Origin of the sequence: uncultured Martelella sp. (assembly GCF_963677965.2) — a bacterium.
GTDB classification, from domain to species: Bacteria; Pseudomonadota; Alphaproteobacteria; order Rhizobiales; family Rhizobiaceae; genus Martelella; species Martelella mangrovi.
This window is the reverse complement of the sequence record NZ_CAXXFM010000001.1, coordinates 940,291-966,007: the sequence shown is the minus strand read 5'-3', so window position 1 is coordinate 966,007 and position 25,717 is coordinate 940,291. Positions and strand designations below refer to the sequence as shown.

The following is a 25,717-nucleotide window of genomic DNA, read 5'->3' as shown; positions in this document are numbered from 1 at the left end:
TTACGCGCAATTGCTGTTGCGCTCAAACGGCACTGCCGGGGGCAGGGGATCGGTATGCCGCAGGACGGGCGGACACGGCAAAACGTGTCCGCCCGAACCGGTTACGGGATCAATAGGGGCAGGTGTTGTCGACGGCGTAGTCGTGCACCTCGATCTCACCGGAGACGATGCCTTCCTTCGCCTTTTCGACGGCGGCCAGCATATCCTCGGTGATCAGCGCCTTGTTGTATTCATCATAGGCCCAGCTGACGCCATTATCGGCAACGCCGAGCGAGTTGATGCCAGCTTCGAACTCACCGTCCTGGCTTGCCTTGAAGGCGTCATAGACGGCGTTGTCGACGCGCTTGACCATGGAGGTCAGAACCGAACCGGGATGAACATAATTCTGGTTGGAGTCGACGCCGATCGAGAACTTTTCGGCATCGGCAGCGGCCTGCAGCACACCGAGACCGGACGCGCCGGCTGCCGCGTAGATGACGTCGGCGCCCTGGTCCATCTGGTTCTTGGTCAGCTCGCCGGCCTTGACCGGGTCGTTCCAGGCAGCACCGGTGGTGCCGACGAAATTGCGCAGGATGGTGACATCGCCATTGGCAGCCTTCGCGCCCTGGGCATAGCCACAGCCGAATTTGTGGATCAGCGGAATATCCATGCCGCCGACAAAACCGACGGCGCCGGTTTCCGATTTCATCGCAGCCAGCAGGCCGACGAGGTAGGAGCCCTGTTCTTCCTTGAAGACGACGGACTGGACATTCGGCGCTTCGATCACATCATCGACGATGTAGAATTCGGTGTCGGGAAACTGCGGCGCGATCTTTTCGACAGCCGATTTCCACGCGAATGACAGGGCAACCACCGGGCTGAAGCCCATGGAGGCAAAGTTCAGGATCGCCTGTTCGCCCTGCGCATCACCGGTCGGCTCGAAGTCGCGATAATCAACGCCGGTATCGGCCTTGAACTTTTCCGCGCCGTTATAGGCCGACTCGTTGAAGGATTTGTCGAACTTTCCGCCTGTGCCGTAGACAAGTGCGGGCTTGAAATCGGCCAGCGCGGATGTCGACATCGCGGCAACGGCAATGAGGCTCAAAATAGTTTTTTTCATAACGCAGCTCTGTTCCCTGTGAGTGTGCTCATGGACCCTGTTCAGCGGCAGGCTCGACGCCCCCTCCTGATATAAGACCGGCTGCAGAAAGCCAGTTTGATGCATATCGTTGCACGGCTTCGACAAAATTTCATCACAAAATTTACCCGATGGGCAAAAATGGCGTGCATTGTCCAAAGGCCTGCCTGTCCAGCGCTATTTCCGGCTCAAGCCTGATGCAGCAGCGCTTGCCTGGCGCTGCATGTAAAGGTCATCCCTGACCGAGGCCTGCCGCACTCGTCGGCGCGACCTAAAATTGCCCCTTCAGTATCGTGCGAAACTTGTTGGGAAGCGCACTGTCAGGCTCGCCGAATATCTCGCCTTCTCCTTCTTCCCAGTGCGCAACGATAACACGGCCATCCTTCGTCGAGATCGCCACGCCGGCCGTCTCGCTGCTGCAGGCATGGGGTCTGCAGCCCGTGGCCGCATACCAATCTCCATCCGGGGTCATGCCCTCACTGGCGACGGCCGACGAAAACCGCACCGTCTTCAGATCCTCCCAGGACATGATCTCCAGCAGGAGCGGCTCCATCTCGGCAGATGTCAGAACCTCATAGGCGGGCTTGTCGGCCCAGGCCGTGGCATCTGTCGGATCGGACACGCCGGCTTCCTTGAGCCCAAGCTGCACCTCCCGCACGGCAGCGCCATCGAAGACATAGCCCATTTCGTCACCGCCGCCGGCGGCAAGAACAAGCATGGGGCCTTCATCGGTCATCTCGATTGGTCCGCCGCCGGCGCAGGTGCCGAAAGGTTCCGTTGCCCTGAGCCCCTCTTCATCAAGCGTGACCCAGGAGAAGAACCCGGCGCAGGCGTTTCCGCCCGTTGCCATGAACAGCAGTGCAGAATCCTCGTAGGTTTCGACAACATCCGGCAGATAAGCGGAATCGAGCCGAACGCGCGTTTCACCGTCAGAAATAATTGCCTCGAAGTTGGACCTGTCGAGATCGATCTCGATAGCGCCGGCAGGCAGCTCGACCGTGCGGCTGTCGTCAGCAACAGCGTATCCCGTCAAAAGTACCGTGAGCAATGAAGCAAATGCAACCGTCGTTTTCATGCGTCTCCCCAGCATCGAATTTCAGTTCAGCAACTGGTGGCAAAATTTCGCGGACGAAGCAATCGCTGCGGTTATCAGGCACGGCGGAATGGTGTCACCGGCGTATTTCTTTCATCGCGGAAAGAGGCGGCTTGCTCTTATGCAGCCATTCGTTCGAACTGATTTTGGTTCTTGTAGGCGAGCGATGAGTGTTGCCGGATAGGATTGTAAAAGCCTTCGATATATCGGGCAATTGCCGTTTCAATATTGCGCCTTGTGTGGAATCTGGTCCTCCAGATTTCCTGTCATCTCAAGAAACCCCTCCGCGTTTACGAAGCGTGTCCAACGCCCCGCAGGGCATAGTCGATGGTTTCGTTCAGCTGATCCAGCGTCGCGCCGTCGCGGGCCTGAACGCTCATCCCTTGCAGTATCGTATTAAGAAAGCGCGCCAGTTTCGCGGCATCTTCATCCGTGGGGACCCATTTCCGAAACGCCTGAGCGATGCCTGCCTGAAACCGCGCGCGGCGCTCTGCCACATCCTGTGTAAGCGCGGCATTGTCTGGATGCGATGCGAGCATGCCGACATTGATCATGCACCCGATTTCGCCCTCGGGGTTCACAAGCGCTTTCGCGGTCGAGCGAAGGAACAGTTCCGCGGCTTCGGAAAGGGAGTTGGCGGCGTCCAGATAGGATAAGCCGCCGACCCAGTTGCGGTAATAATGATCAAGGGCATGCTGATAGAGAGATGCCTTGTTGCCGAATGCCGCATAGACGGTCGGGGGCGTCACATGCATGGCTTCCATCAGTTGCTGATATGACACGCCGTCATAACCATGGCGCCAGAATAGCCGCATGGCGCTCTCAAGCGCTGCGTCCCTGTCAAAACTGCGCGGCCTGCCCATAGGGCGTCCTTCATTCTTTTTCATAAAGATCATTAAAAAACTCCTTGACGAAAAATGCAAGCGCTGTTTTATAACGATCATTATTAAAGTCTTGTGCGGTCGAACCGGAAACCTCGCCGACCGCTCGCAACCCCGCCACATTGGCGGCCCCATGCTCAGGAGCAGATAATGACAGACATCAACGCCAAATCCGCCGGCACATTCAAAATCGGCGGCGAGATCGAAATCGCCCGTCTCGGTTTCGGCGGCCTCCGTCTTGCAGGTCAGGGAGGGGGTAGCTACGGCCCGCCCGAAGACAGAGAGGAAGTGCTCAGAACGCTTCGCCGGCTGCCCGATCTGGGCGTCAACTTCATCGATACGGCCGACAGCTACGGCCCCGATGTTTCCGAAGAGCTGATCCGGGAAGCGCTGCATCCCTATGGCGATGGCCTCGTGGTCGCGACCAAGGGTGGTGTGGTGCGCCCCTCCGCCGAAATCTGGATGCCGGTCGGACGGCCGGAATATTTGATCCAGCAGGCGCACAAGAGCCTTCGAAATCTCGGTGTCGAACAGATCGACCTCTGGCAGCTCCACCGGGTCGATCCGCAGGTTCCCGCCGATGAACAATATGATGCCGTCAGGCAGCTGATCGACGAAGGCACGATCCGTCACGCCGGTCTCAGCGAAGTGGGTATCGCGGAGATCGAGGCGGCATCGCAGTTCTTCCCCGTCGCCACCGTGCAGAACATGTACAACCTCACGACCCGGGTGCACGAGGCCGTCGTCGATTACTGCACCGATCACGGTATCGGCCTCATTCCGTGGTTCCCGCTGGCGGCGGGCGCTTTGGCGCAGCCCGGTTCAATCCTTGAGGCGATTGCCGTGAAGCATGGCGCGTCTCCGAGCCAGATCGCGATTGCATGGTTGCTCAAGCGCAGCCCGACCATTCTGCCGATCCCCGGCACATCGAAGGTGCGCCATCTGGAACAGAACGTGCAGGCCGCATCCATCACGCTGTCTGACGAGGACTTCGCGGAACTCGATGCGGCAGGCCGGAACGTCTCGGACGCCGGCTAACCGTCAGTAAAGCGGGCGTAGCCGTCTCCGTTTGACGGCTGCGTTCCTTCCTTCATTGCCTTCCTGCCGGGCGGCCCCTCGGCCGCCCGATGGAGAAGTCTTGCCTGCAAACAGCGATCCGGTCGCTTCGACTGGCATTGTTCATGAGGAACCACATCATGTCATCTCACAGCAAGCCGCTCACGCAGCTTCCCTATTCCGACGAGGCCACACGCTTTCTGGCGCGTCCGCCCCGACTGTTCATCAATGGCGAGTGGACGCCGTCTTCCAGCGGCAACACCGTTGCGGTGATCGATCCTTCCAGCGGCAAGGAAATCACCCGTATTGCCGAGGCCTCGGAGGCCGATGTCGACCGGGCGGTCGCAGCCGCCAGAACCGCTTTCGACGACAGTCGCTGGACGGGCCTTGCGCCAACCGCGCGGGAGCGGCTGATCCATCATCTCGCCGACCTGCTCGAACGGGATGCGGACAAATTCGCCGAACTGGAAGCCATCGACAACGGCAAGCCCAAAGCCTTTGCGGCCGCTGGCGATCTGCCGTTCGCAATCGCCAATCTGCGCTATGTGGCTGGGTGGACGACCAAGCTCGCGGGCGAGACGATCGAGCCGGGCCTGTCGCCGGAGGGCACCTTCCACGCCTATCTGAGACGCGAGCCCATCGGCGTCGCGGCGCAGATCGTGCCATGGAATTTCCCGCTGTCCATGGCAATCGACAAGATAGCGCCTGCACTGGCGGCGGGCTGCACGATCGTGCTGAAACCGGCCGAACTGACATCCCTGACGGCGCTGCGTCTGGCCGACCTGATCATCGAGGCGGGCTTTCCCGCAGGCGTGGTCAACATCGTGACGGGGCGTGGAAGCGTTGCGGGCGAGCGCCTGGTGCGCCACCCGGATGTCGACAAGGTTTCCTTCACGGGGTCAACCGCCGTCGGCAAGCATATCAATACCGCCGCCACCGAGACGATGAAACGCGTCACGCTCGAACTGGGTGGCAAGTCGCCCGTCGTGGTTCTGCCGGACTTCGACGCGGATCAGGCCGCCGCCGGCGCGGCGCAGGCGATCTTCTACAATGCCGGGCAGGTCTGCGTGGCGGGATCGCGGCTCTACGTCCACAGTTCGATCTTCGACAAGGTGGTCGAGGGGTTGGCAAGCCACGCGTCCTATTGGGCGCCGCGGCCGTCGCTCGATCCGGATGCCCATATGGGACCGGTGGTCTCGCAGGGCCAGTTTGACCGGGTCATGGGCTACATCGAAGCCGGGACGAAAGCGGGAGCTTCGCTCGCCACCGGCGGCGATGCGCCGTCCTCGGATGGCGGCTACTACATCAATCCAACCGTTCTTGTGGACGTAAAGCCAGATATGGGCGTTGTCCGTGAGGAGATTTTCGGCCCGGTGCTCGTCGCCCAACGCTACGACGATCTGGATGATGTGGTCCGGCAGGCCAATGACACGCCTTATGGTCTCGCTGCCGGAATCTGGACGCACGATCTGGGCGCGATGCACAGGCTTGCCTCGAAGATCAAGGCCGGCACCATCTGGGGCAATACCCATGGCGCCGTCGATCCGCTGATGCCCTTTGGTGGCTACAAGCAATCCGGTATCGGCCGGCAACAGGGCCGGGCAGGCGTCGAGATGTACACCGAACTCAAGTCGGTCATCATCAGGCTGTGATCCTTGCACGGACCATCGGGGCACCGTCAGCCGCTGTCCCGATGGTCGCGATGAAGCGCATTCGACTCCGGAAAACATGACATGATTCCCGAAAAACGGCTCGGCCGGTCCCGGCTCCTGATGCTTGCCGCAATCACCGCCTGCTCGGTCGCAAACGGCTACTATATCCACTCCATTGTCGCTCAGGTCGGTCAGGATCTGGGCGTGGACGCGGCGACGGCGGGCATCGCACCAGCTGCAAACCAGATCGCGCTCGCCATCGGCGTTCTGCTGTTGCTGCCCCTGGGCGACATTCTCGACAATCGCAAGCTCTGCCTCGTTTTCTCGGGCCTGCAGTGCCTGTTTCTGGTGGCAATGGCGGCCGCGCCGGATTTTGCAATATTTTCTCTCGCCTCGGGAATGGTCGGCCTTGTCACTATCGTGCCTTATCTTCTGCCTGCCTATGCCGCGAAGCGGGTTGGCGGAGAACAGCTTGGACAAGCCACGGCCTATCTGGCCGTTGGCGTCATCATCGGCATCTTTTTCGCCAGAATAAGCGCCGGTCTCGTCGTCGCCTACTGGAACTGGCGGGTCATCTACCATGCCGCTGCTGTCGCCATGCTGGCAAGCTGTGCGCTGATCTGGCTCGTCATGGATGCGGATGCACCCGTATCCCCGCGGCCGCGATATCGCGCTCTTCTTGCCTCGACCGTCCGGTTGTTCCTGTCCAGCAGGCCCTCATTGCTCGCCGGCGTCAGGCAGGTCCTCAATTTCGGCATACTGATCTCGATGTGGATCGCTCTCGCGCTGCATGTCACCGGCGCGGCGTTGCGTTATGGCGCTGACACTGTCAGCTATCTGACAATCATCACCCTGGTCAGCGCGCTTGTTACGCCGGGCATTGCCAGATGGGCGGGACGGTTTGGGCGCGACAAGGCTTTGACGGCCTTGGTCGCGGCGCAGATTGCAGCCATCCTTGCATTGCTTCCGGTAGAAGACAGTCTGATCTGGCTCGCCCCGCCGATGTTCCTGCTGAGCGCCACCGCCGGGCCGGTCGACGTCATCAACCGGATGGTGGTTCTCTCGTCGGAGCCAACCGAACGCACCCGCCTGATGACGGGCTATATATTCGTCATGTTCCTCGGCGGGGGCGCGGCAAGCTGGACCACAACGCGCCTTTACGCCGATGCCGGATGGATTGGCGTGCTGCTTCTGAATGCAGTTCTCGCCGGCATCGCGCTGCTGCTCGCGCTTGTCCCGCGCGCGAAACCGACGTCAGGCGCATGACCGATGAATCGCGGGCCGGGAAGTGGACGTCCGATGTCCTTAGACCTCCGTTCTGCAGGGCGCGCTTCGCCGTTTATTTTTGTATTGGAGAATCTGTGCGTTGAAGCTCAAATTCTTCCTAAATCACGTTCTCAAATCTGCTCCGTTGGTGCTGATCGGCTGCCCGCCGCTCGCGATAGCGCCGCGTCGCGTGCTGGCGGTAGCCCGAACATGCGTGTGTATTCACGGCTGAACTGCGAGGCGCTTTGATATCCCACCTGAAACGCCACACTGCCGACGGTCGCTGCCTCACCTGTCAGTAACCGGCGTGCTTCCGACAGTCTGAGTTGTTTCTGGAACTGCAAGGGTGTCATGGAGGTCACGCGCTTGAACTCCGTATAGAATGATGATGGGCTCATGCCGACCTGGGAGGCAAGATTCTCGACGGCGAAGGGGCGGTCGAAGGCATCACGGATCAGCTCGATTGCGGTGGCGATCCGTCCGGCTGCCCCGGCTAGCGCAATCTGTCGGGCAATCTGATGGCCGCATGGGCCGGTCAGAAGCCAGTAGTAGATTTCGTTCATGATAGCCGGCCGCAGCACCGTCATCGCCGCTGGTCGATCTGACGCCGTGATCAGCCGCACCAGACACTCTTCCACAGCCTTTTCCGTGTCCTGTACGAAAAGGCGGAAATCGCCGGCGGATTTCTGTGTCTTCGGGAGTGACAACCGTTCGGCGACCCGGCGCAATTCGTCGATGTCCAGTTCCAGCCCAAAGCCGATGAAAGGACGCGCCGTGCTGGCCTCGACCACATGACCCAATGTCGGCATTTCGGCTGTGACGATCAGTGACTGGTCCTGTCGGTAGCTGCAGCGGGCCTGCCCCAGCGTCACCTCTTTTGCACCCTGAAGGATCAGGCACAGAGAGGGACGATACAAAATGCATTGCGGTCGCGTCGGTTTGCGGTGACGCATCAGCATCAGACCGGGAATGGCGGTATCGAACATCCCGTCGCATTGGCCTCGTTGCTGCAAGAGCATATCCGCGCAGTTGCGCAACTCCATGCCTCTCCCTTCTCGATTATCGCCAGGCCGTCGGCGCAGGCTGGAACAAGAGTCATAGGATCAGGCATAAATCACGCGGGATCCGGCATGACAAGCCCACGATCCAATCATTAACTTTCACGCGACGCGCAAGGTCGCAGTGAAAATACCAGGATTGGAAATATGACGAAAACTGTCGTGATCACCGGAGCAAACAAGAGCATCGGCTTTGAAACCGCTCGCCAGCTGAGCCAACTGGGCCATCGTGTCTGGCTGGGCGCGCGCGATCCCAAACGCGGTGAGGCCGCAGCACAGGCGCTGCGCGAGGAGGGGCACGATGTCCGCTATCTCGACATCGACGTGGTGGACGACGACCGGGTTCGCGTTGCCGCCGAGAGGGTCATGGCCGAGGATGGAAAGCTTGACGTGTTGATCAACAATGCTGGTATTCCCGGCACTTACGACGGGCCCTTGGATGAGGGCGTCGACAATGTTCGCAAGGTCTACGATACCAATGTCTTTGGCACCTTGCGTGTCAGCTACGCGTTCATCCCTCTCCTCAAGGCTGCAGAACAAGGTGTGATTGTCAATGTCAGCACCGGGCTAGCCTCCTTCGGCTGGCTGACCGATCCGGAAAGCCGGTATTTTGGAACCAACCTGCTTGGCTACAACAGCTCGAAAGCGGCGGTTAACGGCCTCACCGTATCGCTCGCTAAAGCACTGGAGCCTTACGGCATCAAGGTTAACAGCGCCGATCCGGGCTGGACCAAGACGGATTTTACGGGCCATACCGGAAATCATGGCCCCGAAGACGCCGCGAAAATAATCGTCCGGCTTGCGACCATCGACAAGGACGGCCCTACCATGGGATTCTTCAACGAGGCCGGCTCGCTGCCCTGGTAGAACATGAAGGCGTCAACGGTAAACCTGCAGAGCGCTAACAATAAACGGGTATTGCCCGGATCTCTTCGTATGCTTGAGGTAGGGCCGCTGCCGGGTATGCTTTCGCAATCGCTGCGGCGGCCATGGATGATCCGTGACTCGCCGACATCCATATTCACGGTTTTGTGGCAGACGATGTTGGCGTAACCGGGGTCTTCAGTGCAGGGGGCAACCAGGAGCTATGTGACCACGGCGGCAAGGATGGCCGTGCAGGTCACGCTGCAGCAAATCTGCCTCTTCCTTCCGCAGGATTACACCGCCACCGCCGATGAAGCAATCGGCGTGGTTTTCGACACCGCCAAGGCAGGCCTGTTCGATGAAGATGGAAAACGGGTTCACTAGGCGTCCTGCCCCGGAATTTGTTGGATCCGATGTCAGACTTTCTGGATAGTTGGAGTGGTTGCCGCTCTTCCTACCCAGCGCGTACACTGAGGATGGGTCATCCCCGAGCAGTCTTCTCATGCGCTCGATCGGAAAGCAAAGGCATGAATACACCGCCAACGACCGGACGTCCGCGAAAGCCGCGCTTTTTTGCTGGCTCCCCGGTATCGGTATCGTACCAGTCATTGAGCGGAATTTGGGTTGTGGTTTCCGCTAGCCAGCGGCCGATCGGAGCCAAAAGGGCGTCTTGATCGTCGCGTTTGCCCGTCAGGCAGGCGGCCCATACGAGCCAGTCGAGCTTTGTATGTTTTGCCGCCGAATAGAGCGGTGTGCCGTATCTGCCGGACATGTCACGATATTTCTGTGTTTCCGTCGTTGCGAGAGACATGGGGAACAGGTCGAGCTTGAGAATACAGTCCCAGACCAGATTGTATTTGAGGCTCCAGCTGTCGGGCATGTCGAAGCGCATGGGATAATGTTCGTCACTATGCTTGACCGCGAGCCAATCGGCGGTGGCTGCGCGCGCGGCGCTTTCATAACGTGACGCTTCAACTGGGTCGCCAAAGTGTTCCGCCAGGATAGCCGCTCCGCCAAGTGCTATTATCGCCTTGATGGAGAGGTTGGTGTTATGCGGCATGTGCCCGTCGAAATCGTCTGTCGAAAGCTGGTTGGCGGGGTCGAAACCGGCCTCGAGCAGATAGTCGGCCCACTGCTTCAGAAGTTGCCAGTCACCGGCCCGAAGCGACGTATCCCCGCCGGCGCGTATCAAAGCGGCAGAGAGGATGAGCATATTGCCGCATTCCTCATAAGGCATCTGGTTGACTTCGCTTTCCTCGCAGCCGCCATAGACCTGGCCGTTGGCTAGCGGATAACGGCCCACATCATGGGGGGCAAAAGGGAAGGTCCAGCGCGGGCTTGACGCATAGTCGAAGATGAAGCGCAACTGGGCGGCCAGAAGTTGGGGGGCGTAAAGCAGAAAGAACGGGGCGGCGGGGTAAGTCAGATCCACCGTTCCCATGCAGCCGTTCGAGGAGTTTTCCTTGGAGAAATGAAGTGGCGTGCCGTCGATATCGGATACCAGGGCATGACCGCCAAGGCATTGCCGCCACGAGAGGGCCCCGAGATCTTCAAGTATTGTGCCGCCGCATTGACGCAGTTCCTTCATAACCGATTGATCGAGGGCTGTACAGCGAGCGTCAATCTCGGCAAACTCGGCCCAGGCCGTGGCGATCATGGAGATGGCTGAGTTGTGGCGTCGACGCCACCAGGGCGGTAACTTGCGGCCGAAATATTCAACGGCAAAGGTCTGGTCGAAGGCAAGCGCCAAGGTCCAACTGCGCTTTTCCTTTCTATGGCCAAGGTCGGTGGAAGCGGCAAGCGAGACAAAGGGCGGACGATAATTGTTGACCGGATTTTCGCCGATGATCTCGCCACCGGCCGCTTTGGCCGGCATGACCAGGTCTATGCCTTCTGCAAAACCATCACGTTCGGGAATAACACCGTCCCGGGCAAAGGCACGGCGCAGGCTGCGCCCTTCGCCGATACACAACGATGCATCGCTTCCAGGCACAGCGGAAAGATGCAGATAGCCCCAGTCCGTGAGTACATTGTCGCCGCCGCGCGTCAAGATGCGCTGGTCGAGCGCTCCGGTCCAGAGGGACGTCACTTCGTGATCCTTGTGTCGCCCCCAGATCACATTACCTTCTGTTTCGTCGATACACAGTGCGGCGGCGATGTCGACATAAAGCTTGATGTCATGGGCAATCCCGTCGGTTGAGCTCGCGTCGAGCGAAATATAGCTCAACGGCCGGGAGAGCACATCAAGATCATCTGGCAGAGCAGGTGTGATGAAGGCGACGTCAAGCCTGACGCCACTCGCCTCGAAACTATAGAGTGTCCGGGTCGGCGTGACGCGCCGCCTTGTCTGTTTCATTGCGGGCAGTGGTTCGGATAAAAGCGTGTCCGTGCCCATCCATCGAAAACACACTCCGTCGATCAGTGCCAACCCGCAAAGCGGCAGAGTGCGACCGCTCCAATGCGTCGGCCATGCATCGGTCAGCCGATCCGTGGTGGACCAGATCGAAAAGAAAGGATCGTGAACGATGAGCGGATAGGCTGGCGCCTTGGTGTTTTCCGAACGGCGCGGGATCGCACCCGCTGTTTCTTGTCTCGACGTGGTGTTCGGTCCGGCGTTGCGTTCGGTCATGATCCGTGGCCTCCTCAGCGCTTTCGGCTCAGCCGCAAGCGTTCCTCAATTACGTGTGAATCATATGATGATCCAAAATGAAAGCGCTTCCATTTAGGGATCTCATTTGAATTTGTCAAACACTGCATTGTCAGGCATCATGCGTTCGATTCTGTTTCAGAGGTATTGTTTTGGGCGAAGTTGAAAACTCCAAAGCCCCTTCTTCGCCGAAAAAGCCGACGCTTGCCGATGTCGCTCGGTTGTCGGGCGTTGCGCCCGTAACGGTCTCCCGCGTGCTCAATACCCCGGATCAGGTGAAGGAGAAAACGCGCCTTCGGGTAATGGAAGCCGTCAACTCGCTTCAGTATCAGATCAATGTGGCGGCGCGTGTTCTCGCCGGCAGCAAATGGGGGGCCGTCGGTGTTGTCGTGCCCTCGCTCGATCACCCGATGATCGCAAGGCAGGTGCGTGTGTTCGAGGCCGAAATGCAGGTACGGGACATTTCACTGCTGATATCGGCTTCAAATTATGACGCTGAAACAGAAGCAAAAGCTTTGCGCAAACTCGTTTCGCGCGGCGTTGACGGCATTCTGATCACCCATCTCGAGGAAGCCGAGTTCGCGCTGCCCTTTCTGGCGCAGAATGATGTGCCGACGGTCAGTATCGGCAGTCGCAGCCAGATCCTGACGCCGAACTGGATTGCCTATGACGATTTCGGCGGCATGGAAAGTATCGTGGATCATCTCCATACTCTCGGCCATGGTAGGATCGGGCTTATCGGCGACAGGCGGGCGGTGCGAAACGGACAAGGGCGAATCGACGCTATTGTTAAGCGGGCAGCCGAACGGGGGCTCGACCTTTCCAGCGAACGAATTCACAGATGTGGTGCCGACGAGACAGAGGCTTTCGATGCGTTCCGGACGCTGCTGGCAACGAATCCACGTCCGAGTGCGATCATCTGCGGTAACGACAATCTTGCCCTTGCCTGCATGGCCGAAGCGCGGCGACTTGGTGTGAGGATCCCGGAGGACGTTTCGCTGACGGGATTCGATGATCTTCAGGTCTCCAGTCATCCGCTGATTTCACTAACCACAGTGCGTCCGCCCTGGCAGGAACTGGGTAGTGTGGCGGCGGAAGCTATGCTGGCCGGAATCGCCGGCGGCGAACCGCAACAACGCCTGATGCCTACGGAAATAGTCTGTCGTGAATCGACGGCAAAGCCACACGCATAAGCCGTAATCCGTAAGGTCCTTTTGTGCTTTCTGCCGATGTCTCCGTGGCACGGTCGGCAAAAGATTTTTTCGATAAAAAAATGGAAGCGCTTTCATTTTTCTTCGAAATGTGTATGTTGCGCTCTATCGCACTACTGAGATCGGGTCTTTCGACGAAAGCTACGACTTATGTGGCGTGGTGAGAACGGCTGCGGCAGATGCGTCCAGGTTGCTCGGTGCGGGGAGTGGGAGAAGGCTTTTCGAAAGTCAGATGAAGGAGGAGAAAAATGCAGTTTTCAGGATTGAAAGTCTCCACAGGTGGAGCTTTTCTGCTGGCGGCAATGTCCACGGCGGGCTATGCCCAAACGGTGGAACTGGAATTCATGCTCAATGCCGGCCCGACGACGATGCCGGTGTGGCAGGATCTGATTGACCAGTACAAGGATGTAGCGCCTGACGTGACGATCAACGTCAATCAGGTTGGGTACAACGTCATTCGCGATCAGCTTCCGATCCAGCTCGAAGCCGGGACGGGTCCCGATCTCGCGACGGTCACCAATCTTGGGGGACTCAACCCCTATTATCTTGACCTGACGCCATATGTTGATGCCGAGCAATGGGAAAGAAACTACGGGGATACGCTGCGCTGGTATCGCGCCGGCAAAACCGGCGGCATTTATGGCTGGCAGACCGACTTGTCTGTGTCCGGCCCCTATATCAATCGCACTCTTTTCGAAGAAGCAGGCGTGGAGATCCCCGAGCCGGGCGCAACATGGGACGACTGGGCCGATGCTACCGGTGCCGTGCAGGGTGAGCTCGGCCTTTATGCGGGCATGGTCATGGACAGGTCCGGTCACCGGTTTGCCGGTCCTGCGATGTCATACGGCGCGCAATATGTCGATGAAAACGGCAATCTCGTCGTGGACGAGGGCTTTCGCGCATTTTCCCAACGCATGCTCGACTGGCACGAAACCGGCCTGATGCCGCCGGATATCTGGCCTGCGGTTTCCGGGCAGACATATGCCGATGGCAACAGTCTTTTCTTTGCCGAGGACGTGCCGTTTTATATGTCCGGATCCTGGAATCTCTCGACTGTTGAGAATACCGTGGGTGACGGGTTCGACTGGGCTGTTGCGCTGGTGCCGTGCGGGCCGGAAGGGTGCGGCGTGATGCCGGGCGGTGGCGGACTGGTGAGCTTCGCTGACACTGAGCATCCCGAGGAGGTCGCAGCCTTCATCGACTGGATGGCCTCGAATCCGGTCGCGCGTCAGTTCTATACGCGCACTTTCCAGATTCCCGCGAACCAGAAACTGCAGGAAGAGGGCTTGGATTACGGCTCTGCCGGCGCGAGTGAGAAAGTGCAGGACGCTCTCAATCTCTTTGGTGAAATGGCGGCAACCTCTGCCAGGGAAACGCCTCAGGCTTTCCGGATTCAGGGTGACAATCGCAGTTCGGCGATGTTCAGCGCTACGGCAGACTATCTCGGGGCCGCGATGAACGGCGAGTTCACGCTCGACGAGGCTCTCGACAAGATCCGCGAAGCGATCGCTCAAAACGAGAACTGAGCCACCGGATTTGTCGGCGCCGACCCGGCCGCTTTTCAAGCAGCCGGGTCATCAAGAAACCTCTCGGAGAACGAAGATGAATCTTGCCGCCATATCCCTTTGGATTATCGGTATAGTATGGATTGGCGGGGGCAGCATCTGGTTGTTGACCACCCGGGCCTACAGGCCTCGTCATGTGCCTGTGTTTTTGATGGACCTGATGGGGTCTCCCGTTGAGTTTGTCCAGAAAAGATGGGGCCGCAATGCCACTCCATACCCACTGCTTCTGCCAAACATGCTGATTTTCGGCCTGTTTACCTTCGTGCCACTGGCATTGACGATCTATGTATCGATGACATCGGGCGATTCTATCCGGGTGTTCAGCCGGCCGTGGGTCGGGCTCGAAAACTATCTCCGTATCTTCGACTGCGTATCAATCCTCGATCCGGGAAGCTGCTCCAATGAGGGGTATGCCTTCTGGTCGGGCATGTTCAATACGCTCATCTATGTCGTCATTCAGGTGCCGGTTTTGCTGGTTGTTTCCCTGCTGACGGCCATCGTGGTCAACAAGGCGATGGCGGGGCGTGGTTTTTGGCGGGCGATGTTCTTCTATCCGGTGATGCTGTCCCCCGTCGTCATCGCCAATATCTGGCACTGGGCGCTTGACCGGAAGGGTGCGCTCAATTTTCTGATCGGCACTGCTTCGGATTCCATGACCGAACTTTCCGCTACCGCCTATTTCGATCTTTGTGTGACGATGCTGATCGCGTTCGCGCTCATGATTTCGGCGCTGAAAACGGTGTCAAAGGGGCGCAACCCGTCGCTCGGCTGGGCTATGGCGTTCTCGTTCTTGTTCTTCCTGGTATTCTGGTGGTCGAATGTCACCGAAGCCATTCTGCCTGACGTTGGTTTTCTGACACCATTGGTCGGTGTCGTCCTTGTTGCAGTTCTTTTGTGGCTCGTTGCAACAGCCCGCCCGGGCGTTGGCATCGCGATGCTTGCCTTCAGCGCCTTAGCTGCTGCGCTGCTGTTGATGATCCAGTTCGATTCCGTCTTCAATTTTGGCCGCTTTCGCCCGATCAACTGGCTGGTTACGCCTAATACCGGCTGGCCGATGTTCTGGCTGGTTCTCGTCTATACATGGTCGCATATGGGGTTCTACATGCTTATTTTGCTTGCAGGACTGCAGGCAATCCCGAGCGATCTCTATGAAGCGGCCAGAATGGACGGCACACGGTCCGTTCGAATTTTTTCACGGATTACCGTTCCGCTCATGATGCCGACCATCATCGTGGTATTGGTTCTGACGCTCATCCGATGCTTCCAGATGTTCGACGAGGCCTATCTTCTTACCGGAGGCGGGCCGGGCCGCGAAACGCAGATGATCGTTCAGACCATCTACCAGACGGCCTTCGGGACTGAGACGCCCGACTACGGCATTGCAGCAGCAGGTTCACTCCTGATGGCGCTTGTGATCGGCGTCTTCGCTCTCACACAACTTTTCCTGACACGCCGGCATTCGGGGTTCTAGAGATGAAAATAATACGCTTCCTGACACGAACGGCCGGATCGGCAGACGACGCCGGCAAGGTCGGAGCAACCGATGTCATGGCCTATGCCTATCTTGCGATCGGCGTTCTTATCATTTTGCTACCGGTGCTCTGGACCTTCACGACGTCGCTAAAGACCGAACGCGCGATTAATGATTTCGATATGCGGTTTCTACCCTATGCGCAGGTCCAGGAGACGATTCCGGGGTATGGAGAAAAGGATATCTGGACGTTTGTCGATGAGGATGGCGTCCGACATGACGTCTTCAAGACCGGGCCGACGCGTGCCATGACCGAGGTCGCCGAGCTTACCGCGCCCCAGACCCTCTTCACCGTTTCCCGGCGGGCTCTTCACCCCAAGGAAACGCTGCATGTCTCGGTCGAGAATTATCTTGACCCGATCCTGAAACGAAACGGTCAGGATAATTTCCACTTCGGCACCTATGTGTTCAACAGTGTTTTTGTAACGTTAATGGCCACGCTGATCACGCTTGTCATCAATGCCATGGCCGCCTTTGCATTGTCGAAATATCAGTTTCGAGGCCGTATGACGGTGACATTGCTGATCATTGCCACGCTTCTGATACCCGGAACGATCACACTGGTTTCAACGTTTTTCGTAGTCTGGACGCTTGGCATATTCGGCTCGTTGTGGGGTGTGATCATTCCGGCCGCGGCGACGCCCACGGGCGTGTTCCTGCTCAGGCAGTACATGCTCACCATCCCGGATGAACTGCTTGAGGCGGCGCGTATGGATGCTGCCACGGAATGGCGGATCTTCTGGCGGATTATCATCCCGCTTTCGATGCCTGCGCTTTCCGTACTTGCGATCCTGTCGGTGATCTGGCGCTGGAACGATTTCCTCTGGCCGCTCATTGTGCTGATCGCCGACCCGACCAAGCATACGATCCAGATCGGTCTTTCGACCTTTACCGGCGAGTTCAATTCCAATTTCAACTACATCCTGGCCATGACGGTTGTGTCACTGATCCCGGTCACGCTCATCTTCGTGTGGCTGCAGCGCTTCATTACCACCGGCATTGCAAATACGGGGCTCAAATGACATCCAATCTTGCTCTCGAACTTCGCAGCGTGAAAAAAGCCTATGGCGCACTGACGGTCATTCACGGGATCGATCTGGCAATCGAAGAGGGCGAATTCATCGTATTTGTCGGTCCTTCGGGGTGCGGCAAGTCAACGCTTCTGCGGCTCATCGCCGGGCTCGCCGACACGAGCGATGGCGACATCATGATCAGGGGCGCGCGCGTCAACGACGTGCCGTCGTCGGACCGTGGCCTGTCCATGGTGTTTCAGTCCTATGCGCTCTATCCGCATATGTCGGTGCGCAAGAATTTGTCCTTTGGGCTGGAGAACTCCCGGATGGAAAGGGATGAAATCAACGCCCGTGTGGCGGAGGCCGCCCGTTTGCTGCAGATTGAGCCGCTGCTGGAGCGGCGTCCGGGCCAGCTTTCCGGCGGTCAGCGCCAGCGCGTTGCCATCGGTCGGGCAATCGTGCGCGAACCTATCGCCTTTCTGTTCGACGAGCCGCTGTCGAACCTTGACGCCGAACTGCGTTTACAGATGCGCGTCGAAATCTCGGACCTGCATGCCAAGCTCAAGAACACGATGATCTACGTGACCCATGACCAGGTCGAGGCCATGACCATGGCCGACAGGATCGTGGTGCTCAGGGATGGGCGCGTCGAGCAAATCGGCAAGCCGCTCGATCTCTACAACAACCCGGCAAACAAGTTTGTTGCCGGCTTCATCGGCGCTCCGCGTATGAATTTTCTTGCCGGCAGGATCGTTGGTGATGGATCGAAACTGCGTCTTCGGCTCGATTGTGGTTACGAACAGGCTTTGATGACCGATCAGTCCCTTGCGAGCGACATGGCGGTAACAGCCGGTATCCGGCCCGAAGCCATCGAAGTCTCACTCGAGGCAGACAGCGGGTTCGAGGTGCGCGTCGACAATTTCGAACAACTTGGCGCCATCACCTATATCTATGCGCGGTTCGCCTCCGGAGAGACGCTGACCGTTCAGCTTCCCAAACAGGTGCCCCTGACGCGCGGTCAGGCAATCTATGTCGATTTTCCCTCGAGCAGCATGCATCTCTTCGATCAGGATGAGACGGCCATCGGCCTCGTGTGACCCTTGCTCTCCTTACCACAATCCGAAAGGCAACAATCGTGGATACCCCTCTCAAAATGGCTGCGCTCGGCATCGAGCACCGGCATATCTTCGGCATGGCGGGCAATATGATTGCCGCCGGCGGCGAATTGGTCGGCTGGTGGAACGACGGCACACCGGAGACGCTGGACAGCTTTGTCGAACGTTTTCCCGCCGTGCCACGTGTCGACGATTACGACAAGCTTCTCAGCGATCCGGAAATCGGCCTTATCCTGATTGCCGACATTCCCGCACACAGAGCAGAGCTTGCCATTGCGGCGATGGAAGCCGGCAAGGATGTCATGACCGACAAGCCCGGCTGCACCACACTTGCCCAACTCGATGAGATACGCGCAGTGCAGGCCAGAACCGGACGGATCTGGTCGGTTGATTTTTCCGAACGTTTCGAAGTGTCCTCCGTCACCCGCGCCGCCGAACTCGTGGCTGCAGGCGCCATTGGCAAGGTGGTTCATACCTGCGGACTCGGTCCGCATCGGCTGAACAAGCCGACACGCCCGGACTGGTTCTTCGACCGCGTCGCCTATGGCGGCATCATTTGCGATATCGCCTCGCACCAGATCGATCAGTTCCTGTATTTCACCGGCAGCGAGGATGCCGAAGTTGCCATGGCCTCCGTCGGCAATTACGCCAATCCCGAAACACCCGGCCTGCAGGATTTCGGCGAGCTGTCGCTCCGCAGCACTAAAGGGCATGGCTATATCCGTGTCGACTGGTACACGCCCGATGCCCTTCCCAACTGGGGTGATGGCCGCCTGACGATCCTTGGCACCGAAGGTTATATCGAGATCCGCAAATATATCGATATCGCTAACGACACGGGGACGGACCATCTCTTTCTTGTCAATGGCGACAGTTACGAGAAGATCGATTGCAGTGATTCCGGCCTGCCTTTTTTCCAGAGATTGCGGCATGACATCGATAATCGCACCGAAACGGCGATGCCGCAGAGGCACGCTTTCAAGGTTATGGAGCTCGCCATCAGGGCGCAGCAACTGGCTGAACAGGGAGGAGCGGCGTGATCAAGGCTGCAATCATCGGCGCCGGAATCGGGCGCGACCACTATGCCGGCTATCGCGCCTTGCCGGAGCGTTTCGAAGTGCGTGCATTCTGCGATCTCGACGAGGCCCGCGCCAGAGCGGTCGTCGGTGACGACGGTGTTGCGGTCACCGCGGATGTTCAATCCGTGATCGATGATCCGGAGATCGATGTGATCGACATCTGCCTGCCGCCATTCCTGCATTTCAGCGCCGCCAAAGCTGCACTGGAAGCTGGCAAGCATGTCATTTGTGAAAAACCGCTGGTATCTTCCATGAAGGAGGCGGACACTCTCCTTCGCCTTGCCGGACAGACTGGCCGCATGCTCACACCGGTTTTCCAATACCGCTACGGCCTGGCGATGGCGCAACTCAACGCATTGCGCGCTGCAGGGCTGATAGGCAAAGCGTTTGCCGCCAGCATGGAAACACACTGGAACCGGGGTGCCGATTATTATGCCGTGGACTGGCGCGGAACTTGGGCCGGCGAGAACGGCGGCGCCATTCTGGGCCATGCCATTCACAACCATGATCTTCTCACCGTGCTTCTCGGGCCAGTTAGCCGGGTCGCGGCGACGCTTGCCACAAGGGTTAACGATATCGAAGTCGAGGATTGCGCCGCCATTTCCTTTGTCATGGAGAGCGGGGCTGTGGCCACGAGTTCGGTGACGCTGGGCGCCGGGCTCGATACGTCCCGCATCAGGGTCTGCTTCGACGGCGTGACGGCAGAAAGCGGCACAGAGCCATATTCTCCGATGACGGACCGTTGGCGCTTCTTCGCACGTGACCCTGTCAGACAGGATGACGTCGATGCGGTTCTTGCCACTGTGGAAGAGCCGAAAAGCGGTTTTTCCGGTTTCCTCGCAGCCTTTGCCGACAAGCTTGAACGTGACGACGGCGAAGCGGTCAAGGCAGAGGAGGGGCGCCGATCCATCGAACTCGTCACCGCGATCTATCAGGCGGCCCGTTCCGAACAGTGGGTGCAACTGCCACTGGATAAAACGAGCGCGCTTTATGCCGGCTGGGGTTCGTCTGAGCCTTCCTGACTGAGCCAAAAAGCTGCGTCTTCTGGGCGCAATATCCGCCTTGTGGCAAAACCCGACGGAACTTTGACTATGATGGGTCCGCCTGTTTTTACGCGTTGGCATCACGCCAAACTCAGTTCGGTCAGCAGTTATGTGGCGCTGGAGACGTCTCTCGGCCTGGGCATCGGGGCGACCATCAACAGACGATATGAGGCCAGATCAACCGGATGTGGCCACTTCGCGCTCAATGTCGGCATCGGTCAGACTTTGTGGAACGATTGCCCCGGCGGCCATTCGCCGCGAAAGACGACAAATGGCAGTGTTGACTGGTGTCTGGATACCGTGCAATCGACCGAGCAGTGCGATTTCGCCATTCAGATAATCGGTTTCAATCGAGCCGGCGGCCCGTTTCAGGCTCTGCAATGATGACGATCCGATACGGTCGACGCCGGCAACCGCGCCTTCCTGCATCAGTTCCTTGCGATCCAGAGACTCGCCATCCTCCCAGGCGATGCCGGCCGCCCTCAAGACGGTTTCGGCCTCCGCGCGCGCGCGTACATACCACTTCGCGTCGGTTTCCTCATCGGTGAGTGCTGCCCCGGTAGCGTTGCGCAGATTGGCCAGAAGCTTACGGTATTTGCTCTGCATTACCTCGTCGCTCGAACTGGCGACGAACCCCGCTGCGTTCAGAATGTCGCAAAGGCCAATGGTGACGTCATCAATGCCGCGCGGATAACGGCCAATGTCGAACAGGCCGCGTTTCGGAGTGCCGAACGCGGCGACCGCGCCTGCAACCTGATAGACGGCGGGCATCATCACAGTCACGCCGTAGACATTCGGAAAATAGCGCTGCGCCATCCGTTCGTTGGCCACGCCATTCTGAAAACAGAACACGGCTTGATCGAAGACCCCGGTTTCTGCAAGACGTTCCAGCGCTGCGGGACTATCCTGGCTTTTCATGGTCATCAGGATTACGTCATCCGGTTGGAAGTCGACCTCCGAGGGATCCGAATGAACCGCGAAGCGGGCTGTTTCGATGCCTTCCGGCGTATGCAAGGCTAGACCCGTTTCGCGGACGGCGGCAAGTTGGCGGCCGCGCGCGATGGCGACGACGTCATGGCCTGTCAGCGCCAGTCTGACCGCAATCGCGCCGCCGATCGCTCCGATACCGTAGATAATGATGCGCATGAATGTCTCCAGAACGTCGACCGGTGATAGAAGGCAATGGGCAGGAAGTGCCGGACGGTATTTGCAGGATGCACTAATATTATAACAGGCATGATACTGAGGTCCAATGTCCGCATCGCGACCCTTTCTCGTCAGTTGGACAAGTCGCCGTTTTTCAGCGCTCGGGGTGTGCGTGCCGAACGATAGTTGTGGCGTGCAGCAATCTGCCCGGTGCAACACTACAGCCTTGAACGATTGCCATATGACTGTTTCGCTTTTCCGTGCGGGGGGGTGTCCATATTGTGGACAGGTTTGCCGGGGCCAAGCCGCCAGACCGTTTCATTTCGAGTCCCGCCGCTCTGGATTCCGGCGGACTAACCTCACAAACGAGAGAAGCCAATGAAATATTATGCACTCCCGAACGCCGAGCTCGAGGTCTCAAGCATCATTCTCGGCCTGATGCGCATTGCCGAGATGGACAACGCAAAAATCCGCGAACTCTTTGACGCGGCGCTCGAGGTTGGTATCACCTGCTTCGATCATGCCGATATATATGGCGGAGCCCCGCATCGGTGCGAAACTCGTTTTGCCGAGGCCGTCGAACTGTCGGCCGGTGAGCGCGAGCACATCATGATCCAGAGCAAGGTTGGCATTCGCAAGGGATATTTCGACTTTTCGAAGGAACATATCCTGAAAACGGTCGACGGTTCGCTCGCCTCGCTGAAAACAGACTATCTCGATGTTCTCTTGCTTCATCGCCCGGATACGTTGGTCGAGCCGGAGGAGGTTGCTGATGCTTTCGATAGGCTGTATAGCGCCGGCAAGGTGCGCGCTTTCGGCGTCTCGAACCATACGCCGGGACAGATTGAGTTGCTCGCCGCCGCCGTTGCGCAGCCGCTCCTTTTCAATCAGGTACAGTTCAGCATCACCCACGCCAACCTTGTCGCGCAGGGTATCGCCGCAAACATGACGGGGCTTGAGCAGTCGATATCGCGGGATGTGGGACTTCTCGACTATTCGCGCCTCAAGGGTATGATGCTTCAGGCGTGGTCGCCATTCCAGAAAGGCTTTTTCGGTGGTGTTTTCGTAGGCGACCGCGACAACTATCCCGAACTCAATGATGTTCTCGACGAATTGGCGGCGAAATATGAAGTAACCCCCACCGGAATTGCGGTTTCCTGGATCACGCGTCATCCGGCGAACATCCAGGTTGTTCTCGGCACAACCAGTTCTCAGCGCGTGCGTGACAGCGTGGCCGGCTCCGACGTCATGCTGACCCGTGAGGAATGGTATCACCTGTTCCGGGCCGCGGGTAATATACTTCCCTGACAATCGGAAAATGCAGGCTACTCCGGCGTGTGGCGTTGTGTGCTCTCGCGAGCGATGAGCTCGCCTTCGACAAAGCGTCTGGCCGATTCGATCTCGCCGTCACCGGATAGCGCTTCGAGCGCGAGTTCGGCCATTTCTGCGTGCGGCAGCGTGATTGTCGAAAGTGTGGGAGAGGGCCAGGCGGCGACCTCGCGGTCGTCATAGCCGATGATCAGGATATCTTTCGGGCAGGTGATGGCTGATCCCGGTAGAGCCGAAAGCGCGCCGCGCGCCATGAAATCATTGTGACAGAAGATCGCGTCAGGGGGGCGGGTTTCGCAGAGCCAACGACCGGTGAGTTCGCGCGCATGGCCGTAATTCCAGGCACCGGGATCGACGGCGAAGGGGGAAAGGTTCACTTCGGCTAGGGCGGTCTCAAACCCTTGCAGGCGCTCGCGTGTGTCAACCTGCCAAGGATCTCCCGTAATCGTAGCGATACGGCGGCATCCTCTTTCGATCAGGTGTCGGGCAGCGGCATAACCGCCGCTCCGACTGTCGCCGACAATGGCATGCCCCCTGCCATCCTCCCGCTGGCAATTGACGAAGACATGCCGGAACATGTCGAGCTCAATCGCCGGTGTGACCATGGCGTTGAAGCTCATGGCATAGATGACGCCTTTGACGCCGTAATTGCGAAAGTCGACCAGAGCGGCGCGTTCGCGTTCGGGTGTGCCTCCGGTCATCTGGATGACGATCCGGCTGTTGCGGGCTTCCGCCGCGGTCTGCAGGTCCTCCAGAAGGTTGATTGGATAGGCGGCGGAAATCTCGTTGATCAACACGCCGATAACTGAGGTTCTGCTGCCGTCGCGATTGAAGGTTGAGGGCAGGGACACGTAACCCAGTTCGCGCGCCACGCGGAATACATGCGCACGCGTGGCGTCGGGGATGCGCGCTTCCAGAACGTGGTTCAGGACCAGCGATACCGTGGTCTTCGAAACATCGGCGGCTTTCGCCACATCGGACATTCTCACTCTTTTTGACATGGCGATTTTGTGGCCCGGAAATACCGTCTTGACAAGTCCAGGCTCGTGTTTCAAGGTGATAAACAAGTTTAGCAAAGCTTTGCCTAACGTGCGAAATGCACTCACCTGCGGGCGACGAATAGACGGGAGGGAGACTTTCGGACGCGGGCCGCAGGGCCAGCGGATCGAATTTCCAGAAATGGTATGACAACAATCACTGCAATGGACGAAACGGCGCTTGCGCCCAATCCGCGTATGACGCGCGAAAACTGGACCTCGCTCGACGGAGAATGGGCGTTTGCCCATGATGACGCGGATGAGGGCATTCACAACGGCTGGAGTGACGGCGGAATTGTCTTCGACAAGCGCATCACCGTGCCCTATCCGCCGGAATCGGTCGCTTCCGGCATCAACGCCAAGGGCTTCCATCCGGTTTCCTGGTATGGCCGACAGTTCGAAACGCCTGCGATGACGGAAGGCGAACGCCTCATCATCACCTTCGGTGCGGTCGATTATGCTGCCAGTGCCTGGGTCAATGGCAAGCTGGTGGCCACGCATGAAGGTGGGCACACGCCGTTTTCGGCCGATATCACCGAAGCGCTTGCGGCCGAGGGCCCACAGTCGCTCGTCGTGCGTGCCGCGGACCCGTCGTCTGATGTGCGCATTCCGCGCGGTAAGCAGGATTGGCGGGAGAAGCCGCACGACATCTGGTATAATCGTACTTCCGGCATCTGGCAGCCGGTCTGGCTGACGGTAGTGCCGAAACTGCACCTTACCGATCTCGCTTTCGTTGCCGATATCGCCAATGGCCGGGTGAAATGCGAAGTGCGGCTTTCCGCTGCGCCCAGGACGGCGGTGCCGCTCAGGGTGAGACTTTCCGCCGGCGAGACGCTTGCCGACGTGACCGTGATGATTGACGACAGCGAAGCCGAATTCGACATTGCGATAGCGGCGCTTCGCCACGGTATGGATCGCAATCGCCTGATCTGGTCGCCAGGTAATCCCGCCCTGATCGACGCGGAGCTTACGCTCGATGGCAGAGACCGGCTGCAAAGCTATCTCGGACTGCGCACGGTGGGGACCGACCACGGCCGCTTTCTGCTGAACGGGCAGCCGAAATTCTTGCGTCTCGTTCTCGGACAGAACTACTGGCCGGACACTCATCTCGCTGCAAGGCCGGGCGAGCTGCGCCGAGAGGTTGAGCATATCAAGGCGCTTGGCTTCAACGGCGTGCGCGTGCATCAGAAGATCGAGGATCCGCGCTTCCTCTACTGGTGCGACAGGCTGGGCGTCATGGTCTGGGAAGAGATGCCAAGCGGTTATGCCTATTCCTCTTCGCTGGTGGAACGTGTGAGCTGCGAATGGAGCGAGGTCATCCGCCGCGACAAGGGGCATCCCTCGATCATTGCCTGGGTTCCGCTTAACGAAAGCTGGGGCGTTACTGACATTTCCGAGCGCGAGGACCAGCAGCATTTCGCAAATGCGCTCTATCACCTCACCAAGGCCCTCGACCCGTCGCGGCCGGCAATTTCCAACGATGGCTGGGAGCTTGGTGTGACCGATATCATTTCCATCCACGATTATGCGCCGGACGGCGCGGAACTGGCGACGCGTTACGGCGATGGCAAGGGGCTTACAAGGATGATCGCGGGCATCGGCCCGGCCGGTCGGCCACTGCTGCTCGATCGGGGCGCGGCCGGTGATCGCCCAGTCATGCTGACGGAATTCGGCGGCGTTTCCTTTACGCCAAAACAGGGTGTCGAATGGCATGGTTATGCTACCGTTGCCGATGAGGCTGCGCTCGAAGACAGGTTGGTCGAGATGTTCACAGCGATTGCTTCCGTGCCGAATCTGATGGGATATTGCTACACGCAATTGACCGACACGCTGCAGGAAGCAAACGGGCTGCTTTACGATGACCGGACACCGAAGCTTGCGGTTGAAAATCTGCGTCGTGCTATCACGTTACCCGCTGCCGCCTTCCCGCCTGAACGGGTACACGCCGAGCGGGAATTCGCCAGAGCGCGTTCGAAGGGCAAGGCAGAGTAGTCTTCCGGCATAAGACGGTCGC

The 25,717-nt window shown here is 58.7% G+C and carries 22 protein-coding genes; 14 read left to right on the top strand and 8 right to left on the bottom strand.

What is annotated here, in order from left to right; genetic code table 11:
• Positions 1-109: 109 nt before the first annotated feature.
• The 4 genes from ACHZCU_RS04685 to ACHZCU_RS04670 form a co-directional block, all read right to left on the bottom strand.
• The gene (locus tag ACHZCU_RS04685) at positions 110-1,099 is read right to left on the bottom strand and encodes a BMP family ABC transporter substrate-binding protein (RefSeq protein ID WP_319517853.1); all 990 of its coding nucleotides are present in this window, start codon (positions 1,097-1,099) and stop codon (positions 110-112) included.
• 289 nt (positions 1,100-1,388) lie between these two features.
• Positions 1,389-2,192 (bottom strand): hypothetical protein, encoded by an 804-nt coding sequence (locus ACHZCU_RS04680; RefSeq protein WP_319517852.1) that lies wholly within the window; start codon positions 2,190-2,192, stop codon positions 1,389-1,391.
• A 137-nt stretch (positions 2,193-2,329) separates the two neighbouring features.
• Positions 2,330-2,470, bottom strand: a complete 141-nt coding sequence (locus ACHZCU_RS04675) for a hypothetical protein (RefSeq protein WP_324292337.1) — start codon at positions 2,468-2,470, stop codon at positions 2,330-2,332.
• 30 nt (positions 2,471-2,500) lie between these two features.
• Positions 2,501-3,154, bottom strand: a complete 654-nt coding sequence (locus tag ACHZCU_RS04670) for a TetR/AcrR family transcriptional regulator (protein WP_319517851.1) — start codon at positions 3,152-3,154, stop codon at positions 2,501-2,503.
• An 87-nt stretch (positions 3,155-3,241) separates the two neighbouring features.
• Between ACHZCU_RS04670 and ACHZCU_RS04665 the strand changes: the two genes are divergently transcribed.
• The 3 genes from ACHZCU_RS04665 (at position 3,242) to ACHZCU_RS04655 (ending at position 7,065) form a co-directional block, all read left to right on the top strand.
• Positions 3,242-4,129, top strand: a complete 888-nt coding sequence (locus tag ACHZCU_RS04665; RefSeq protein WP_319517850.1) for an aldo/keto reductase — start codon at positions 3,242-3,244, stop codon at positions 4,127-4,129.
• A gap of 158 nt (positions 4,130-4,287) precedes the next feature.
• On the top strand, positions 4,288-5,799 hold the full coding sequence (locus ACHZCU_RS04660) for an aldehyde dehydrogenase family protein (protein ID WP_319517849.1): 1,512 nt from the start codon (positions 4,288-4,290) through the stop codon (positions 5,797-5,799).
• An 81-nt stretch (positions 5,800-5,880) separates the two neighbouring features.
• Entirely contained in the window at positions 5,881-7,065 is a 1,185-nt protein-coding gene (locus tag ACHZCU_RS04655) for an MFS transporter (RefSeq protein WP_319517848.1), read from the top strand.
• 131 nt (positions 7,066-7,196) lie between these two features.
• Here the strand turns inward: ACHZCU_RS04655 and ACHZCU_RS04650 are convergent, their stop codons facing one another.
• On the bottom strand, positions 7,197-8,108 hold the full coding sequence (locus ACHZCU_RS04650; RefSeq protein WP_319517847.1) for an AraC family transcriptional regulator: 912 nt from the start codon (positions 8,106-8,108) through the stop codon (positions 7,197-7,199).
• Positions 8,109-8,270: 162 nt separating this feature from the next.
• Here ACHZCU_RS04650 and ACHZCU_RS04645 point away from each other — a divergent pair, with 162 nt between their 5' ends.
• Positions 8,271-8,990 (top strand): SDR family NAD(P)-dependent oxidoreductase, encoded by a 720-nt coding sequence (locus ACHZCU_RS04645; RefSeq protein WP_319517846.1) that lies wholly within the window; start codon positions 8,271-8,273, stop codon positions 8,988-8,990.
• 198 nt (positions 8,991-9,188) lie between these two features.
• Positions 9,189-9,371, top strand: coding sequence for a hypothetical protein (locus tag ACHZCU_RS04640; protein WP_319517845.1), 183 nt, complete (start codon positions 9,189-9,191; stop codon positions 9,369-9,371).
• Between the two features lie 97 nt (positions 9,372-9,468).
• Here the strand turns inward: ACHZCU_RS04640 and ACHZCU_RS04635 are convergent, their stop codons facing one another.
• On the bottom strand, positions 9,469-11,616 hold the full coding sequence (locus ACHZCU_RS04635) for a glutaminase domain-containing protein (RefSeq protein WP_319517844.1): 2,148 nt from the start codon (positions 11,614-11,616) through the stop codon (positions 9,469-9,471).
• Between the two features lie 170 nt (positions 11,617-11,786).
• On the opposite strand from ACHZCU_RS04635, the gene ACHZCU_RS04630 reads away from it, so the two are divergent.
• From ACHZCU_RS04630 to ACHZCU_RS04600, 7 genes are all read left to right on the top strand, one after another.
• Positions 11,787-12,827 (top strand): LacI family DNA-binding transcriptional regulator, encoded by a 1,041-nt coding sequence (locus ACHZCU_RS04630; protein WP_319517843.1) that lies wholly within the window; start codon positions 11,787-11,789, stop codon positions 12,825-12,827.
• A gap of 362 nt (positions 12,828-13,189) precedes the next feature.
• Complete coding sequence (locus ACHZCU_RS04625; protein ID WP_319517842.1) at positions 13,190-14,371, top strand: extracellular solute-binding protein; 1,182 nt, start codon at positions 13,190-13,192, stop codon at positions 14,369-14,371.
• Between the two features lie 76 nt (positions 14,372-14,447).
• Complete coding sequence (locus tag ACHZCU_RS04620; protein WP_319517841.1) at positions 14,448-15,881, top strand: sugar ABC transporter permease; 1,434 nt, start codon at positions 14,448-14,450, stop codon at positions 15,879-15,881.
• Positions 15,882-15,883: 2 nt separating this feature from the next.
• Positions 15,884-16,963 carry a carbohydrate ABC transporter permease gene (locus ACHZCU_RS04615; protein ID WP_319517840.1) on the top strand — a complete coding sequence of 360 codons (1,080 nt, stop codon included), beginning with the start codon at positions 15,884-15,886 and terminating at the stop codon, positions 16,961-16,963.
• Positions 16,960-18,051, top strand: a complete 1,092-nt coding sequence (locus tag ACHZCU_RS04610) for a sn-glycerol-3-phosphate ABC transporter ATP-binding protein UgpC (protein WP_319517839.1) — start codon at positions 16,960-16,962, stop codon at positions 18,049-18,051. The genes ACHZCU_RS04615 and ACHZCU_RS04610 overlap by 4 nt, the downstream gene beginning before the upstream one ends.
• A 38-nt stretch (positions 18,052-18,089) precedes the next feature.
• Positions 18,090-19,109, top strand: a complete 1,020-nt coding sequence (locus ACHZCU_RS04605; protein WP_319517838.1) for a Gfo/Idh/MocA family oxidoreductase — start codon at positions 18,090-18,092, stop codon at positions 19,107-19,109.
• Positions 19,106-20,170 carry a Gfo/Idh/MocA family oxidoreductase gene (locus ACHZCU_RS04600; protein WP_319517837.1) on the top strand — a complete coding sequence of 355 codons (1,065 nt, stop codon included), beginning with the start codon at positions 19,106-19,108 and terminating at the stop codon, positions 20,168-20,170. Before ACHZCU_RS04605 ends, ACHZCU_RS04600 begins: the two co-directional genes overlap by 4 nt.
• A 198-nt stretch (positions 20,171-20,368) precedes the next feature.
• Here ACHZCU_RS04600 and ACHZCU_RS04595 read toward each other — a convergent pair whose 3' ends face one another.
• The gene (locus ACHZCU_RS04595) at positions 20,369-21,337 is read right to left on the bottom strand and encodes a 2-dehydropantoate 2-reductase N-terminal domain-containing protein (RefSeq protein ID WP_319517836.1); all 969 of its coding nucleotides are present in this window, start codon (positions 21,335-21,337) and stop codon (positions 20,369-20,371) included.
• A 378-nt stretch (positions 21,338-21,715) separates the two neighbouring features.
• Here ACHZCU_RS04595 and ACHZCU_RS04590 point away from each other — a divergent pair, with 378 nt between their 5' ends.
• A complete protein-coding gene (locus tag ACHZCU_RS04590) occupies positions 21,716-22,645 on the top strand; it encodes an aldo/keto reductase (RefSeq protein ID WP_319517835.1) in 930 nt (309 codons plus the stop codon).
• A gap of 17 nt (positions 22,646-22,662) precedes the next feature.
• Here ACHZCU_RS04590 and ACHZCU_RS04585 read toward each other — a convergent pair whose 3' ends face one another.
• On the bottom strand, positions 22,663-23,649 hold the full coding sequence (locus tag ACHZCU_RS04585) for a LacI family DNA-binding transcriptional regulator (RefSeq protein WP_319517834.1): 987 nt from the start codon (positions 23,647-23,649) through the stop codon (positions 22,663-22,665).
• Positions 23,650-23,850: 201 nt separating this feature from the next.
• Here ACHZCU_RS04585 and ACHZCU_RS04580 point away from each other — a divergent pair, with 201 nt between their 5' ends.
• Positions 23,851-25,695: a sugar-binding domain-containing protein gene (locus ACHZCU_RS04580; protein WP_319517833.1), complete on the top strand. Its 1,845-nt coding sequence runs from the start codon at positions 23,851-23,853 to the stop codon at positions 25,693-25,695.
• The last annotated feature ends 22 nt before the right edge of the window (positions 25,696-25,717 follow it).